The sequence below is a fragment of the Streptomyces sp. S3(2020) genome, from assembly GCF_013044505.1.
In the GTDB taxonomy this organism is placed as follows: domain Bacteria; phylum Actinomycetota; class Actinomycetes; order Streptomycetales; family Streptomycetaceae; genus Streptomyces.
Map to the genome: position 1 here is coordinate 1 of NZ_JABERD010000217.1, position 15,573 is coordinate 15,573.

Annotated in this window: 14 protein-coding genes; 8 read left to right on the top strand and 6 right to left on the bottom strand. The window is 69.3% G+C overall.

The features are described from left to right. Window positions 1-307: 307 nt before the first annotated feature. Window positions 308-817 carry a MarR family transcriptional regulator gene (locus tag HLK59_RS40695; protein ID WP_171146692.1) on the top strand — a complete coding sequence of 170 codons (510 nt, stop codon included), beginning with the start codon at window positions 308-310 and terminating at the stop codon, window positions 815-817. Between the two features lie 161 nt (window positions 818-978). Then, the gene (locus tag HLK59_RS40700) at window positions 979-1,458 is read left to right on the top strand and encodes a hypothetical protein (RefSeq protein WP_346779929.1); all 480 of its coding nucleotides are present in this window, start codon (window positions 979-981) and stop codon (window positions 1,456-1,458) included. A 3-nt stretch (window positions 1,459-1,461) separates the two neighbouring features. Here the strand turns inward: HLK59_RS40700 and HLK59_RS40705 are convergent, their stop codons facing one another. After that, the gene (locus tag HLK59_RS40705; RefSeq protein ID WP_171146693.1) at window positions 1,462-1,803 is read right to left on the bottom strand and encodes a DUF3817 domain-containing protein; all 342 of its coding nucleotides are present in this window, start codon (window positions 1,801-1,803) and stop codon (window positions 1,462-1,464) included. Window positions 1,804-1,867: 64 nt separating this feature from the next. Between HLK59_RS40705 and HLK59_RS40710 the strand changes: the two genes are divergently transcribed. After that, window positions 1,868-3,568: a methylmalonyl-CoA mutase family protein gene (locus tag HLK59_RS40710; protein WP_171146694.1), complete on the top strand. Its 1,701-nt coding sequence runs from the start codon at window positions 1,868-1,870 to the stop codon at window positions 3,566-3,568. Here the strand turns inward: HLK59_RS40710 and HLK59_RS40715 are convergent. Beyond that, window positions 3,544-4,182 (bottom strand): TetR/AcrR family transcriptional regulator, encoded by a 639-nt coding sequence (locus tag HLK59_RS40715; protein WP_171146695.1) that lies wholly within the window; start codon window positions 4,180-4,182, stop codon window positions 3,544-3,546. The two genes, HLK59_RS40710 and HLK59_RS40715, sit on opposite strands and share 25 nt — an antisense overlap. Before the next feature lie 241 nt (window positions 4,183-4,423). Between HLK59_RS40715 and HLK59_RS40720 the strand changes: the two genes are divergently transcribed. The 4 genes from HLK59_RS40720 (at window position 4,424) to HLK59_RS40735 (ending at window position 8,678) form a co-directional block, all read left to right on the top strand. Beyond that, window positions 4,424-5,404 carry a tetratricopeptide repeat protein gene (locus HLK59_RS40720; RefSeq protein WP_171146696.1) on the top strand — a complete coding sequence of 327 codons (981 nt, stop codon included), beginning with the start codon at window positions 4,424-4,426 and terminating at the stop codon, window positions 5,402-5,404. Between the two features lie 665 nt (window positions 5,405-6,069). Next, entirely contained in the window at window positions 6,070-6,705 is a 636-nt protein-coding gene (locus HLK59_RS40725) for a DUF6230 family protein (protein WP_171146697.1), read from the top strand. A gap of 118 nt (window positions 6,706-6,823) precedes the next feature. Further along, window positions 6,824-7,393 (top strand): DUF6114 domain-containing protein, encoded by a 570-nt coding sequence (locus HLK59_RS40730; protein ID WP_171146698.1) that lies wholly within the window; start codon window positions 6,824-6,826, stop codon window positions 7,391-7,393. Further along, entirely contained in the window at window positions 7,383-8,678 is a 1,296-nt protein-coding gene (locus HLK59_RS40735) for a hypothetical protein (RefSeq protein WP_171146699.1), read from the top strand. Before HLK59_RS40730 ends, HLK59_RS40735 begins: the two co-directional genes overlap by 11 nt. A 124-nt stretch (window positions 8,679-8,802) precedes the next feature. Here HLK59_RS40735 and pyk read toward each other — a convergent pair whose 3' ends face one another. From pyk to pta, 3 genes are all read right to left on the bottom strand, one after another. After that, window positions 8,803-10,227, bottom strand: coding sequence for a pyruvate kinase (gene pyk / locus HLK59_RS40740; RefSeq protein WP_171146700.1), 1,425 nt, complete (start codon window positions 10,225-10,227; stop codon window positions 8,803-8,805). 82 nt (window positions 10,228-10,309) lie between these two features. Beyond that, window positions 10,310-11,524 carry an acetate kinase gene (locus HLK59_RS40745; protein WP_171146701.1) on the bottom strand — a complete coding sequence of 405 codons (1,215 nt, stop codon included), beginning with the start codon at window positions 11,522-11,524 and terminating at the stop codon, window positions 10,310-10,312. Further along, on the bottom strand, window positions 11,521-13,614 hold the full coding sequence (pta, locus tag HLK59_RS40750) for a phosphate acetyltransferase (protein WP_171146702.1): 2,094 nt from the start codon (window positions 13,612-13,614) through the stop codon (window positions 11,521-11,523). The genes HLK59_RS40745 and pta overlap by 4 nt, the downstream gene beginning before the upstream one ends. Window positions 13,615-13,819: 205 nt before the next feature. On the opposite strand from pta, the gene HLK59_RS40755 reads away from it, so the two are divergent. Continuing rightward, window positions 13,820-14,845, top strand: coding sequence for an ATP-dependent 6-phosphofructokinase (locus HLK59_RS40755; protein ID WP_171146703.1), 1,026 nt, complete (start codon window positions 13,820-13,822; stop codon window positions 14,843-14,845). A gap of 42 nt (window positions 14,846-14,887) precedes the next feature. On the opposite strand, the gene HLK59_RS40760 is transcribed toward HLK59_RS40755, so the two are convergent. Next, window positions 14,888-15,490 carry an XRE family transcriptional regulator gene (locus tag HLK59_RS40760; RefSeq protein WP_171146704.1) on the bottom strand — a complete coding sequence of 201 codons (603 nt, stop codon included), beginning with the start codon at window positions 15,488-15,490 and terminating at the stop codon, window positions 14,888-14,890. Between the last annotated feature and the right edge of the window lie 83 nt (window positions 15,491-15,573).

Sequence of the window (15,573 nt, forward strand, 5' to 3'; positions counted from 1 at the left end):
GGGGGGGGGGGGGGGGGGGGCGGGCGGGGGGGGTGGGGGGGGGGGGCGGGGCCCGCGGGGGGGGTGGTCGGGTGCGGGGCGGGGGGTGAGGGGCCGCGCCGGGCCGGGCGGGCCGCGCCGGGTAGGCGCTGGGGGGACGGTGCCGCAGTGCGGCGCGGGGCCGCGGCGGCTGGGTGCGGCAGCGTACGGTGGCCGGGGCGGGTGTGCTGGGGACGGCGTGCTGTGTGCTGCTGGCCGTGGCGGCCCGCCGGACCGAATGCCAAGACGGGGCTGACCAGCATGTGACCGGCCGGTAAGGTCTGGTGGCGTGCCGAAGCCCCTCAGTCTTCCCTTCGATCCCATCGCCCGCGCCGACGAACTCTGGAAGCGGCGCTGGGGAAACGTGCCGTCCATGGCCGCGATCACCTCGATCATGCGCGCCCACCAGATCCTCCTCGCCGAGGTCGACGCGGTCGTCAAGCCCTACGGACTGACCTTCGCGCGCTACGAGGCCCTGGTCCTGCTCACCTTCTCCAAGGCCGGCGAGCTGACCATGTCCAAGATCGGCGAGCGTCTGATGGTCCACCCCACGTCGGTCACCAACACGGTCGACCGCCTCGTGAAATCCGGCCTCGTCGACAAGAAGCCCAACCCCAACGACGGGCGCGGCACGCTCGCCGCCATCACCGAGAAGGGCCGCGAGGTCGTCGAATCCGCCACCCGCGACCTCATGGCCATGGACTTCGGACTCGGCGTCTACGACGCGGAGGAATGCGCCGAACTCTTCGCGATGCTCCGGCCCCTACGGGTGGCGGCGCACGACTTCGACGAGGACTGACGGCGGCGGTCAATACGCGCGGGTGGCTCACGCCTGCGGGCGATTTCCCCCGTGCATGATCGATACGGCGGCTCAGGCCCGCTGTTTTCCCTGCGATCTTGTTGGGCGGTCACCGTCCGGACGATCGGAGTCCGGGCCCAACCCGAGTAGGGGAATCCGCCGTGTCGAAGCTTCGTACCGCCACTCGCCGCTTACTGACCGCCGGGAGCGCCGTCGCGGTCTTCGCTGCCGTGACGCTGGGTGCCGGGGGAGTGGCGCAGGCCAGTGCCACCGGGACCACCGCGATCGGGACGTTCGACTACGACCTGCGTGGGGCTGGGGTGAAGGTTCCCGTGGGGTGCTTCCTGACGCACTCCATCGATGGCTCGGGCAAGCGCATCACCAGCCAGTTGGCGGGCGTGGACTGCATGGGGCTCGCGGCGACCTTCTCCAAGTTCTGCAACTGGAGGATCGACTTCACCTACGCGGACACCAGCAACCGGACGTACAAGACCGCCCGGGGCAGGACGCACAACGAGTGTCGGCGCGATCCGCTGCGGCGTAACTCCGCGCAGACGTTGTCGACGTACGGCAAGGCCTGCGCGAGGTTCTACGTGAACGGCAAGCTGCGGGCCACGCAGTGCCACTTCATCACGCGGTGAGCGTCAGGCCGCGGCGGCCTTGGGGGCGGGGTCGTCGATCACGAGCGGCGTGACCTCCCGGGTCACCTTGCGCTCGACGAAGAAGGCGGCGGTCGGGACCGTGCCGGCGAGGAGCACCCAGGCGAGGCGGCCCAGCGGCATCTTCGCCTTGGTGCCCAGGTCGAAGGCGAAGATCAGGTAGAGGACGTACAGCCAGCCATGGGCGATACCGACCACCGAGACGAAGCCGTCGAACCCGTCCAGGCCCAGCAGCCGCTTCCCGATCACGCCGATCGTGAGCAGGACGAGCAGGACGGCGGTGACGTAGGCCATCACCCGGTAGCGGGTCAGGACGCTCTTCTTCATGCCGTCGAGAGTAACGGGTGGCCTACCGTCGACATTTACTAGGACGTCCTAGTAAATTTGAAGCATGGACGCTGACGCCATCGAAGAGGGCCGCCGACGGTGGCAGGCCCGGTACGACGCCTCGCGTAAGCGGGAGGCGGACTTCAGTACGTTGTCCGGGGATGCCGTGGAGCCGGTGTACGGGCCACGGGTGGGGGACCGGTACGAGGGGTTCGAGCGGATCGGGTGGCCGGGGGAGTATCCGTACACCCGGGGGCTCTACGCGACCGGGTATCGGGGGCGGACCTGGACCATCCGGCAGTTCGCCGGGTTCGGGAACGCCGAGCAGACCAATGAGCGGTACAAGATGATCCTCGCCAATGGGGGCGGGGGGCTGTCCGTCGCCTTCGACATGCCGACCCTCATGGGGCGGGACTCCGACGACCCCCGCTCGCTCGGGGAGGTCGGGCACTGCGGGGTGGCCATCGACTCCGCCGCCGACATGGAGGTGCTGTTCAAGGACATCCCGCTCGGGGACGTCACCACCTCCATGACCATCAGCGGGCCGGCCGTTCCCGTTTTCTGCATGTATCTCGTCGCCGCCGAGCGGCAGGGTGTCGATCCCGGTGTTCTCAACGGGACCCTCCAGACCGACATCTTCAAGGAGTACATCGCCCAGAAGGAGTGGCTCTTCCAGCCCGAGCCCCATCTGCGGCTCATCGGGGACCTGATGGAGTACTGCGCGGCCGGTATCCCCGCGTACAAGCCGCTCTCCGTCTCCGGCTACCACATCCGGGAGGCCGGATCCACGGCCGCCCAGGAACTCGCCTACACGCTCGCCGACGGGTTCGGATACGTCGAGCTGGGGCTCAGCCGCGGGCTCGATGTGGAGGTCTTCGCGCCGGGGCTCTCCTTCTTCTTCGACGCCCACGTCGACTTCTTCGAGGAGATCGCCAAGTTCCGCGCGGCGCGCAGGATCTGGGCGCGGTGGATGCGGGACGTGTACGGCGCCCGGAGCGAGAAGGCGCAGTGGCTGCGGTTCCACACCCAGACCGCCGGTGTCTCGCTGACCGCGCAGCAGCCCTACAACAACGTCGTACGGACGGCCGTCGAGGCGCTCGCGGCCGTGCTCGGCGGCACCAACTCCCTGCACACCAACGCCCTCGACGAGACCCTGGCGCTGCCTTCCGAGCAGGCCGCCGAGATCGCGCTCAGGACCCAGCAGGTGCTCATGGAGGAGACCGGCGTCGCCAACGTGGCGGATCCGCTGGGCGGTTCGTGGTACGTGGAGCAACTGACCGACCGTATCGAGGCCGACGCCGAGAAGATCTTCGAGCAGATCAGGGAGCGGGGCCTGCGGGCCCACCCCGACGGACGGCATCCCATCGGGCCCATCACCTCCGGCATCCTGCGCGGCATCGAGGACGGCTGGTTCACCGGCGAGATCGCCGAGTCCGCGTTCCAGTACCAACGGTCCCTGGAGAAGGGCGACAAGAGGGTCGTGGGCGTCAACGTCCACCACGGCTCCGTCACCGGCGACCTGGAGATCCTGCGGGTCAGCCACGAGGTGGAGCGGGAGCAGGTGCGCGCGCTGGGTGCCCGCAAGGGCGCGCGGGACGAGAGCGCGGTACGAACCGCGCTCGACGCGATGCTCGCGGCCGCCCGGGACGGCTCGAACATGATCGGGCCGATGCTGGACGCCGTACGGGCGGAGGCCACCCTTGGTGAGATCTGCGGGGTGCTGCGGGACGAGTGGGGTGTCTACACGGAACCGGCGGGGTTCTGAGCGGAGGTCAGGCCCAGGAGCAGCACCCTCGTGAAGCTCCGCACCCACTCCTCGTCCGCCGCGCCCGCGCTCACCAGGGTGCGGTGGACCACCGCGCCCGCGACGACGTCGAAGATGAGGTCCACCGTGCGCGCGGCCTCCTCCGGATCCGGCTCCGGGGGAAGTTCTCCGCGTCGCTCGGCGCGCGAGCGGCCCTCCAGGACCAGGCGTTTCTGGCGTTCGACGATCGACTCGCGGATGCGCTCGCGCAGGACGTCGTCGCGGGTGGACTCGGCGATCACCGCCATCAGCCCGCTCTTCGCCTCCGGGCGGGCCAGGATCCGCGCGAACTGGAGGACCACGCCCTCGATGTCGGCGGCGAGCGTGCCGCGGTCGGGGAGCTCCAGCTCGTCGAAGAGCTCCGCGACCGCGTCGACGACCAGTTCGTTCTTGCCCGCCCAGCGGCGGTAGAGCGTCGTCTTGGCGACCCCCGCCCGCGCCGCCACGTCTCCCAGCGTGAGCTTGGACCAGCCCAGCTCCACCAGGGCCTCCCGGGTCGCCCCGAGGATCGCCGCGTCCGCGGCGGCGCTGCGGGGGCGTCCTGTGGCCCGTGGGGCGGGAGTGCGGCTCTGCATCCCCCGACCATAACCGGCGGTTCCTGTGCGGCCGTGAGCGTGAGGGAGATCACCGGGTCCGGGTACCCCCGAGGCACCCGGTGCCATTACGCTACGACTCGTAGCGAAACCACGGGCGCGGGTGGGGACCCGGCGCCGAGCAGTACGCGGCACTGAAGAACGGCATGAACAACAGCGGGAAGCCGGACCGGCTTTCACGACGATTTTCACATGGCACGCGCCGACGGGGGAGGATAGACGCATGCAGCCACGGAACATGTCCATGAGCGGAGTCGTCGACCTCGCCGCGGTGAAGGCGGCCCAGGAGGCCAAGGAGAAGGCGGAGCAGGCGCGCGCCGCAGCGGCCCGCCAGGGCGGCGGCACCGGTGCCGTCTCGCCGGCGGACCTCGTCATCGACGTCGACGAGGCCGGGTTCGAGCGGGACGTCCTTCAGCGCTCCACCGAGGTGCCCGTCGTCATCGACTTCTGGGCCGAGTGGTGCGAGCCCTGCAAGCAGCTGAGCCCGGTCCTCGAACAGCTCGTCGTCGAGTACAACGGGCGCCTGCTCCTCGCCAAGATCGACGTCGACGCCAACCAGATGCTGATGCAGCAGTTCGGGGTCCAGGGGATCCCCGCCGTCTTCGCGGTGGTGGCCGGACAGGCCCTGCCGCTCTTCCAGGGGGCCGCCGGCAAGGAGCAGATCCAGCAGACCCTGGACCAGCTGGTGCAGGTCGCCGAGCAGCGCTTCGGGCTCACCGGCATCGTGGTGGACCCGGACGCCGAGCCGGGTGCCGCGCCCACCGCCGCGCCCGAGATGCCGGCCGGACCCCATGACGCGCTGCTGGAGGCCGCCGTACAGGCCCTGGATGCGGGGGACTTCGGCGGTGCGGTGCAGGCGTACAAGAACGTGCTGAGCGACGACCCGGGCAACACCGAGGCCAAACTCGGTCTCGCCCAGGCCGAGTTGCTCCAGCGGGTGCAGGGTCTGGACCCGCAGCGGGTCCGCGGGGACGCCGCCGAGAAGCCGGCCGATGTGCCGGCGCAGATCGCCGCGGCCGACCTGGATCTGGTGGGCGGTCATGTGGAGGACGCCTTCGGGCGGCTCATCGACACCGTCCGGCGCACGTTCGGTGACGACCGGGACGCCGTACGTGTACGGCTGTTGGAGCTCTTCGAGGTCGTCGGGGCCGATGATCCGCGGGTGGTCGCGGCGCGACGGGCGCTGGCGCGGGCCCTGTTCTAGGGGAGGGGTACCGAGCGGGGCGGGAGCCCCGTTCTGACCAGTCCCTAAACACCCGGGCGTGTGGTGCCGGAGTGAAATCTTTGCCAAAGAGGTGCCAGAGCGGCCGCGCTTTACCAAATCTTGGTAATCGCGGCCGCTGTTACTTCCAGTAAGTTTCAGGCGTTGATCTGTCGGATTCTGTCCGACCATCAACAACTTTGTCCGGCCACTGCGTGCCACCCAGAGTCGTCGGCCGAGACCAGCGGGTCGTTGTTCGGTTATCCGGCCGTTACTACCGAGTAACGAAGCCCCTTGTGCGGGCGGCGAGAATGCACCACGATCGGCGACGCTCGGTCCATTACCCGTACCCCGACAGCCGGTCGGGCCGCGGGATCTCCTGGGTCCCCACCGAGCAGAGCGGGCAGCAGTGGTGCCCGCTCTTGGACAGGGGGGTCTTCGCCTTCCGGCGGAGCCTGTCCAGCAAGGTTGTGCGTGATGTGCTTCAGGCGCGACCAGTGGTTGTCGCTCGGGGGTGATCGCCGGTGATCGGTGCGCGGTTCGCGCCTCCGAGTACGGGCGCTCCCCTTCCCGAGGACGTAGCACTTCTCCCATCCCTGCCCGGCTGAGCCGTCATGTTCGACAGGGGCAGTCAGGGTCAGGAGATGTACGTCCGAGAAGGAGGAAATATGGAGTCCCAGGTGCGTGGCGGGACCAGATGGAAGCGCTTCGCTGTGGTCATGGTGCCCAGCGTCGCCGCTACGGCTGCGATAGGTGTCGCCCTCGCGCAGGGTGCTCTCGCAGCGTCGTTCAGCGTGTCGGGCCAGTCGTTCAAGGTCACCGCGGACAAGCTCGTCGGTACGGGCTTCTCCCAGTACGGTGCGCTTGACTCGGGTTACACCCTCGACGGCAAGAAGACGGCTCACCCCGTCGCGGTCTCCGCGTTCAAGAGCGCGGAACTCACCAACATGTGCCAGTCGGTGGTCACGCCGAACATCCCGCTGCTCGGTTCCGTCAGCCTGACGCTGAAGGCGGGCGGGGGCGGTACGCCGGTCTCGGCCGAGAACTTGTACGTCGACATCGAGGAACTCGAGGCCGACGCGACGTTCACCAACATCGACATCGGTGTTGCGGCCAAGGACGCCAGCAAGGGTCCGGGCATGAAGGGCGGCAGCGAGCAGGCCAACCCCTTCGGCTTCGCCCAGCAGGCCGAGAAGGCCACGCTGACCGACGTGAAGCAGACGGCGTGGGCCACCACCGCCGGAACCTTCAAGCTCAGCGGCCTGAAGATGTCGCTGTCGACAGGTGTCAAGGAGTGCTACTAAGCACTCTCTGACGGGCGGGGGGGCCGGTGGCGCCCCCGCCCGTCCACTGTGAAGCGCGGTTCTTCACGCGCCGTACAACTCACCACCACAGCAACGCCGCACCAGGGAGCTGTTTTCCATGAGCGCCGAGACTCCTGCCGCACCCGGCCATGATGAGCACTACATCCGGGTCATCAAGCGGAAGTTCCGCGCCTGGCGGGGCGACCGGCCGTTCTGGGCCGGGCTGTTCGTCCTTCTGGGCGGAATCCCCATCGCGTACTTCCCCTACGCACACCTCCAGATCGGGCACCTGACCCTCGCGATGGCCACCACCGCGGGCGCCGGGTCGCTGATCATCGGTGTGCTGCTGGGTGTCCTCGGCGTCAGCCTCTGGTTCCAGAAGCACGTCCGCACGTTCGCGGGCGTCGCGGCGATCCTGCTGGCCCTGGTGTCCATCCCCGTGTCCAACCTCGGCGGTTTCCTCATCGGCTTCCTCTTCGCCCTCATCGGCGGAGCGATGGCCGTGGCGTGGGTACCGGGCGAGCCGCCGGTGCAGGAGCCGGTCCAGGAGGACACCGCGGGTGAGGGCGACGCCCCCGAGGGTGCGGTCCCCACGCTTACCAAGGACGCGTACGACGCCGGTGAGCCGAACGATCTGTCAGGAACGAGCCCGGCGAACGGGGCGAACGGGAGGCACAGTGCCGGCTGACGAGGTGACCCACGGGACTGATGTGGAGGAGTCCCGTGCGAGAACCGGGCCGCGGCATGCGGCGCCCAAGAAGCCGCTGTTCACCCGCTTCCACATGCCTGCCGGCAAGGCGATAGCCCTGGCGGCGATGCCGACCGCGGTCCTCATGGGGATGGGGTTCACGCCGACGCTCGCCAACGCCGAGGACCAGCCCACCTCCAAGAGCCTCACGGCCGACGAGTACAAGGACTGTGTCGCGGCCCTGGAGGACGACGCCTCGGCGTCCGCCTCGCCGTCCGCGAGCGCCAGTGACTCCGAGGACGACGAGACCGAGGCGACCCCTTCGGCGTCCGCGTCCGCTTCGGACACGGACTCGGGCAACGACTCCTCGTCGGATTCAGGTTCCGACGACGAGGCCGAGCCCACGCCGTCGGCGTCCGCCAGTTCGTCGGAGAGCTCCAACGAGGCCCAGTCCGGTGCCACCGCCACGCCCTCGCCCTCGGCCTCCGAGAGCAGCGGGAACGTGCTGGAGGAGATCGGCGACGCCATCGAGGACATCTTCACGGGCGGTGAGAGCGCCTCGCCGTCCGCGAGCGCCAGCCCGACGCCGTCGGCCACCGCCTCGGAGAGCGCCTCCGACGACAGCGGGGACGACGACGCGTCCGACGCCGTCAAGGACACCACGGACAAGGTCACCGACACGGTCGGCGACACGGTGAAGGACACGACCGACGCGGCGTCAGAGGCTGCCGAGGACACCACCGAGGCCGTCGAGAAGGCGGCCGACGCGGCCACCGCCAGCCCGTCGCCGAGCGCGAGCACGGACGTCGACGACTGCCCGGTCGCCACCGACGCGGAGGGCGGCGTGGACAACGCCGTGCCGCTGCCGGCCGACCCCTGGTACCTGAACGCCAGCTCGCTGCTGCTGAAGGGCGCCGACTACAAGGGCATCGTCAAGGTGCGCACGGCCGACGGCACCGTCAAGGAGGTGCTGAAGTACGTCATCTCCGACGGCACCGACATCGGCGACCTGCACCAGACGGTGAAGGACGAGCAGTCCGGCAAGACCTACCACGTGCAGGCGGCCAAGGGCTCGACCTCCACGATCCGCGACGGCGACACCGTGATGTACACGGAGAGCATCTCCGGCAACCTGCTGGGGCTGATCCCGGTCACGTTCAGCCCGGAGAGCCCGCCGCCGCTGAACATCCCGCTGATCTACTTCACCAAGGTGACGGTCGTGCAGGCCGGCCAGTTCGGCGGCACCCTGCACGTGCCGGGGCTGCACAGCTACCAGACCGACTGAGCGCCGCCACAGGCCCGTTCGGGAGCCGCAACACGCCTGAGGGCGCCCCCTGATCCAGGGGGCGCCCTCAGCGCCGTACACAGGCCTTCCCGGCCGTCGGGGCCCCCGGAGGGGCCCCGGGGTCCTACTTCTCGACGCCCAGGTGGTGGACGCGGACCATGTTGGTGGTGCCGGGGACGCCGGGGGGCGAGCCGGCCGTGATGATGACGATCTCGCCCGGGTTGAAGCGGTTGAGCTTGATGATCTCCTGGTCCACCAGGTCGACCATCTCGTCGGTGCTGTTCACGAACGGCACGACGTGCGACTCGACGCCCCAGCTGAGGGCCAGCTGGTTGCGGGTGTTCTCGTCGGTGGTGAAGGCGATGATCGGCTGGGACGCGCGGTAGCGCGAGAGCCGGCGGGCCGTGTCACCGGACTGCGTGAAGGCCACCAGGCCCCGGCCGCCCAGGAAGTCGGCGATCTCGCAGGCGGCGCGGGCGATCGAACCGCCCTGGGTGCGCGGCTTCTTGCCGGGCACGAGCGGCTGGAGGCCCTTGCTGAGCAGCTCCTGCTCGGCCGCGGTGACGATCTTCGACATCGTCTTGACGGTCTCGATCGGGTACGCGCCCACGCTCGACTCGGCGGACAGCATGACCGCGTCCGCGCCGTCCAGGATCGCGTTGGCCACGTCCGAGGCCTCGGCGCGCGTGGGGCGGGAGTTGGTGATCATCGACTCCATCATCTGGGTCGCCACGATCACCGGCTTGGCGTTGCGGCGGCACAGCTCGATGAGGCGCTTCTGCACCATGGGGACCTTTTCGAGCGGGTACTCGACGGCGAGGTCACCACGGGCGACCATCACGGCGTCGAACGCCAGCACGACGTCCTCCATGTTCTCCACCGCCTGCGGCTTCTCCACCTTGGCGATGACGGGGACCCGGCGGCCCTCCTCGTCCATCACCCGGTGCACGTCGGCCACGTCCTTGGCGTCCCGCACGAAGGACAGCGCGACCATGTCGCAGCCCATGCGCAGCGCGAACCGCAGGTCCTCGATGTCCTTCTCGGACAGCGCCGGCACGTTCACGGCCGCGCCGGGCAGGTTGATGCCCTTGTGGTCGGAGACGACACCGCCCTCGATGACGATCGTCTTGACCCGCGGACCCTCGACGTCCAGGACCTTCAGCTCGACGTTGCCGTCGTTGATCAGGATCTGGTCGCCGCGCGAGACATCGCCCGGCAGGCCCTTGTAGGTCGTCCCGCAGACGGTCTTGTCACCCGGGACGTCCTCGACGGTGATGACGAACTCGTCACCGCGCTCCAGCTCGACGGGGCCCTCGGCGAAGGTCTCCAGCCGGATCTTGGGGCCCTGGAGGTCGGCGAGGACACCGATGGCCCGGCCGGTCTCCTTGGCGGCGGCACGGACGCGGTCGTACCGCCCCTGGTGTTCGGCGTGCGTGCCGTGGCTGAAGTTGAAGCGGGCCACGTTCATGCCGGCTTCGATCAGGGACACGAGCATTTCGTGGGAGTCGACCGCGGGGCCGAGAGTACAGACGATTTTCGAACGGCGCATGGGGCGATCCTATCGGTTTGTTTCGCTACGGAATATTCCGTCTGGTGGAAGATACAAATGGGCGGCTATCTGCTCAGGCGTGTTACCGACGTGTATTACTTCCGACCAGCGCGTAGGTCTGAGTGGCGATCTCCAGTTCTTCGTCGGTGGGCACGACGGCCACGGCCACGCGCGCGTGCTCCGGGGAGATCAGCCGCGGCTCGTCGCTCCGTACGGCGTTGAGCTCGCTGTCCACCGTGAGGCCCAGTCCCTCCAGGCCCGCCACCGCAGCCTCCCGCACCGGGCTCGCGTTCTCCCCGACTCCCGCTGTGAAGGCGACCGCGTCCACGTGGCCGAGCACCGCGTAATAGGCGCCTATGTACTTCTTCAAACGGTGAATGTAGATGTCGAAGGCGAGTCGCGCCTGTTCGTCACCCTCGTCCACGCGGCGGCGGATCTCCCGCATGTCGTTGTCCCCGCACAGCCCGATCAAGCCGCTCTTCTTGTTGAGAAGAGTGTCGATCTCGTCCGTGGACATTTTGCCAACACGCATCAAATGGAAGATGACGGCCGGATCCATGTCTCCGGAGCGCGTACCCATCACGAGCCCCTCCAGAGGCGTCAGCCCCATGGAGGTGTCCACGCACCGGCCGTTCTCGACGGCGGAGGCGGAGGCCCCGTTGCCCAGGTGCAGCACGATGACGTTGACCTCCTCCGGCGCCCTGCCCAGCAGCTTCGCGGTGGCCCGGGCGACGTACGCGTGCGAGGTGCCGTGGAAGCCGTAGCGCCGGATGCGGTGCTCGTCGGCGGTGGCGACGTCGATCGCGTACCGGGCGGCCGACTCCGGCATCGTCGTGTGGAAGGCGGTGTCGAAGACGGCGACCTGGGGCAGGTCGGGGCGCAGCGCCTGGGCGGTGCGGATACCGGTGAGGTTGGCCGGGTTGTGCAGCGGGGCGACCGGGATCAGCCGCTCGATCTCGGCGAGCACGGCGTCGTCGACGACGGTCGGCTCGGTGAAGGTCTGTCCGCCGTGCACGACCCGGTGGCCGATGGCGGCCAGCTCGGGGGAGTCGAGCCCGAGCCCGTCCCTGGCCAGCTCTTCTGCTACGGCTTTGAGGGCGGCCTCGTGGTCGGGGATCGGCCCGGTCCACTCACGGGTGGCGCCTGTCGTGAGGGGCGTGTGCCTGAGCCGTGAGGTCTCCTCGCCGATGCGCTCGACGAGGCCCACCGCGAGCCGGCTGCTGTCGCTCATGTCGAGCAGCTGGTACTTCACCGACGAGGAGCCGGAGTTGAGGACGAGGACGCGGGACGGGCTCACTGGGCGGTTGCCTTCTCGATCGGGGACTGGGCCTGGATCGCCGTGATGGCGACGGTGTTGACGATGTCCTGGACGAGCGCGCCCCGGGACAGGTCGTTGACCGGCTTGCGCAGACCCTGGAGGACCGGGCCGACGGCGATCGCGCCGGCCGAACGCTGCACGGCCTTGTAGGTGTTGTTGCCTGTGTTGAGGTCGGGAAAGATCAGAACCGTCGCCTGCCCGGCCACCTCGGACTCCGGAAGCTTGGTCGCCGCGACGGTCGGCTCGACGGCGGCGTCGTACTGGATCGGCCCCTCGATCCGCAGATCCGGCCGCCGCAGCCGTACCAGCTCGGTCGCCTCGCGCACCTTGTCGACATCGGCGCCCGACCCCGACGTGCCCGTCGAGTACGACAGCATCGCGATCCGCGGGTCCACCCCGAACTGCCCGGCGGTCGCGGCCGCCTGGATGGCGATGTCGGCCAGCTGCTCGGCGTTCGGGTCGGGGTTCACGGCACAGTCGCCGTACACCAGCACCTTGTCGGCGAGGCACATGAAGAAGACCGAGGAGACGATGTCGGCGTCCGGCTTGGTCTTGATGATCTCGAAGGCGGGCCGGATGGTCGCGGCGGTGGAGTGCACGGAGCCGGAGACCATGCCGTCGGCGAGCCCCTCCTGCACCATCAGCGTCCCGAAGTAGTTCACATCGGAGACGACGTCGTACGCCAGCTCCACGGTCACGCCCTTGTGGGCGCGCAGGGTCGCGTACTTCTCGGCGAAGGAGTCGCGCAGCTCGCTGGTGGCCGGGTCGATCAGCTGGGCGTGGCCGAGGTCGATGCCGAGGTCGGCGGCCTTCTTGCGGATCTGGTCGACGGGGCCGAGGAGGGTGAGTTCGCAGACCCCGCGGCGCAGCAGCACCTCGGCTGCGTGCAGGACACGCGGCTCGGTGCCCTCGGGCAGGACGACGCGGCGCTTGTCGGAGCGGGCCTGCTCCAGGAGCTTGTGCTCGAACATCATCGGCGTGACGCGGTCGCTGCTCGGGGCCGAGACCCGCTTGAGCAGGTCGCCGCTGTCGATGTACCGCTCGAAGAGGCCGAGCGCGGTCTCCGCCTTGCGCGGTGTGGCCGCGTTCAACTTCCCTTCCAGGGAGAAGAGTTGTTCGGCCGTCAGGAAGCTGTTGCCGGGCACCGAGAGCACCGGGGTGCCGGGGGCGAGTCGGGCGGCGAGGGTGAGGACGTCGTCGTTCGGCACCTCGCCCAGGGTGAGCAGCACGCCGGCTATCGGCGGGGTGCCGGCGCTGTGCGCGGCGAGCGAGCCGACGACCAGGTCGGCGCGGTCGCCGGGGGTCACGACGAGACAGCCCGGGGTCAGGGCGCCGAGGAAGTTCGGCAGCATCGCGCCGCCGAAGACGAAGCCGAGCGCGTCCCGGGCGAGCCCCGAGTCGTCGCCGAGCAGCACCCTGGCGCCGAGGGACTGGCCGATCTGCGAGACGGTCGGCGCGGACAGGGCGGGCTCGTCGGGCACGACGTAGCAGGGCACCGGCAGCCGGGAGGAGCCGAGCCGCTCGGCGATGAGGTCCCGGTCCTCGCGGGCGACCCGGTTGGTGACCATGGCGAGGACGTCGCAGCCCAGGCCGTCGTAGGCGCGGTACGCGTTCCGGGTCTCGGCGAGCACCGACTCGGCGGGCTGCTTGCGGCCGCCGACGACGGGGATGACGGACGCCCCGAACTCGTTGGCGAGCCGGGCGTTGAGGTTGAGCTCGTCCGGGACCTGGGTGTCGGCGAAGTCCGTCCCCAGGACCAGGACGACGTCGTAGTCCCGCGCGACGAGATGGAACCGGTCGACGAGCGTCGAGACCAGCTCGTCCGTCCCCCGTTCGGCCTGGAGCGTGGACGCCTCGTGGTAGTCCATGCCGTAGACCGTCTTGGGGTCCTGGGAGAGGCGGTAGCGGGCGCGCAGCAACTCGAACAGACGATCGGGACTGTGGTGGACGAGGGGCCGGAACACGCCCACCCGGTCGACCTGCCGGGTCAGGAGTTCCATGACCCCCAGCTCGACGACCTGGCGGCCGTCGCCGCGGTCGATTCCGGTCACGTACACGCTGCGGGTCACGCGTGCTCTCCGTTCGAAAGAGGGGGCACATGGGGTGGGGCGCATGTGGCATAAAAATCGCCCACCGAGGTGAGCAGAACCCTCTTGACAGTACCTCTCGCGATGGTTAAGGCGCCCGTCAGGAGTGGAGGCGGCGGCCCGGTGTGGGACGTGAAACAATCGGACTGGCTCACCGGTATCAACAGCGAGCAGGAGACACAGCACGATGCGTATCGGAGTTCTCACCGCAGGCGGCGACTGCCCCGGCCTGAACGCAGTGATCCGGTCGGTCGTGCACCGAGCCGTCGCGCAGTACGGCGACGAGGTGATCGGCTTCGAGGACGGCTATGCGGGTCTCCTGGACGGCCACTACCGCAGCCTCGACCTGGACGCGGTGAGCGGCATCCTCGCCCGCGGCGGCACGATCCTCGGCTCCTCCCGGCTGGAGCGCGACCGCCTGCGCGAGGCCTGCGAGAACGCCCTCGACATCGCCCGCGACTTCGGCATCGACGCGCTGATCCCGATCGGCGGCGAGGGCACGCTGACGGCGGCGCGGATGCTGTCGGACGCGGGGCTGCCGGTGGTCGGGGTCCCGAAGACGATCGACAACGACATCTCGTCGACCGATCGGACTTTTGGTTTCGACACGGCGGTCGGTGTCGCGACGGAAGCGATGGACCGCCTGAAGACGACGGCCGAGTCCCACCAGCGCGTGATGGTGGTCGAGGTCATGGGCCGGCACGCGGGCTGGATCGCGCTGGAGTCGGGCATGGCGGCGGGCGCGCACGGGATCTGCCTGCCGGAGCGTCCCTTCGACCCGGCCGACCTGATCAAGATGGTCGAGGAGCGCTTCTCCCGCGGCAAGAAGTTCGCGGTGATCTGCGTCGCCGAGGGCGCCCACCCCGCCGAGGGCTCCATGGACTACGGCAAGGGCGACATCGACCAGTTCGGCCACGAGCGCTTCCAGGGCATCGGTACGGCGCTGGCGTACGAGCTGGAGCGACGCCTCGGCAAGGAGGCCAAGCCGGTCATCCTGGGGCATGTCCAGCGAGGCGGCGTTCCGACGGCGTACGACCGCGTGCTGGCCACCCGCTTCGGATGGCACGCGGTGGAGGCCGCGCACCGGGGTGAGTTCGGGCGGATGACGGCGCTGCGGGGGACGGATGTGGTGATGGTGCCGTTGGCGGAGGCGGTGACCGAGTTGAAGACGGTGCCGAAGGATCGGATGGACGAGGCGGAGTCGGTTTTCTAGGGGTTGGTCAGGGCTGGTCTTTGAGGGGCTCTTCGGGGGCTTTCAGCCGGTGAATTGCTGGACGTTCGTCCAGAAGTGATCGACGATCCGGTCGAGGAAATCCCGGCCGGAATGGCTCGAATCACCGGCCGCGCTGCCTTCTCCCCAGCTCAGCGTGGCGACCATCTGCCCCTGGTACCCCTGGTGCAGCTTTTGGAGGACGTCCTCCAGCAGCCGCCGGTCCAGGGGTACGAGTTTGGTGATGGGGCGGGTGTAGGCCTGCCAGCGGGTGGTGACGGCGCTGCGGAGATGTTCGGCAAGGCGCGCCTCCCGCCCGGTGACGGTGACGAAGGCCGGTAGGGCCAGGTCGAGCACCTCGGCGAGCGCGGCGGACTGCCGGTCGTTGCCGCGCCAGTCGTTGTTCTCCTCCATGCGCAGGTAGGCGAGGAGTTCGAGCCCGAGTGCGTGGGCGACGTCCTCAGGCGCGAGGCTCCTGCTGATGCGGTGCTCGCGCAGGGTGCGGGGCTTGCCGATGAGTTCGCCGGCGGAACACCACAACACGCCCGCGAGAGCGGTGAGTTCGGGGCTGGTGGGGTTCGTCATGCCCCGTTCCCACGCGATGACGAGGTCCGGGGTCACGTAGGGGAGCCCGTACGAGGCCCGCATGCCGTAGGCGACATGTTCGGGGCCCTGTCCCCTCTCCCCCCTCTACGCTCCCGACGAACAGCATACTGGAGATCTCTGGGGCC

Bases quoted from the DNA above. Each gene is read 5' to 3' on its own strand.
- HLK59_RS40705 (WP_171146693.1), bottom strand. From the start codon at position 1,803: ATGAAGAAGAGCGTCCTGACCCGCTACCGGGTGATGGCCTACGTCACC.
- HLK59_RS40710 (WP_171146694.1), top strand. From the start codon at position 1,868: ATGGACGCTGACGCCATCGAAGAGGGCCGCCGACGGTGGCAGGCCCGG.
- HLK59_RS40715 (WP_171146695.1), bottom strand. From the start codon at position 4,182: ATGCAGAGCCGCACTCCCGCCCCACGGGCCACAGGACGCCCCCGCAGC.
- HLK59_RS40720 (WP_171146696.1), top strand. From the start codon at position 4,424: ATGCAGCCACGGAACATGTCCATGAGCGGAGTCGTCGACCTCGCCGCG.
- HLK59_RS40725 (WP_171146697.1), top strand. From the start codon at position 6,070: ATGGAGTCCCAGGTGCGTGGCGGGACCAGATGGAAGCGCTTCGCTGTG.
- HLK59_RS40730 (WP_171146698.1), top strand. From the start codon at position 6,824: ATGAGCGCCGAGACTCCTGCCGCACCCGGCCATGATGAGCACTACATC.
- pyk (WP_171146700.1), bottom strand. From the start codon at position 10,227: ATGCGCCGTTCGAAAATCGTCTGTACTCTCGGCCCCGCGGTCGACTCC.
- HLK59_RS40755 (WP_171146703.1), top strand. From the start codon at position 13,820: ATGCGTATCGGAGTTCTCACCGCAGGCGGCGACTGCCCCGGCCTGAAC.
- HLK59_RS40760 (WP_171146704.1), bottom strand. From the start codon at position 15,490: ATGCGGGCCTCGTACGGGCTCCCCTACGTGACCCCGGACCTCGTCATC.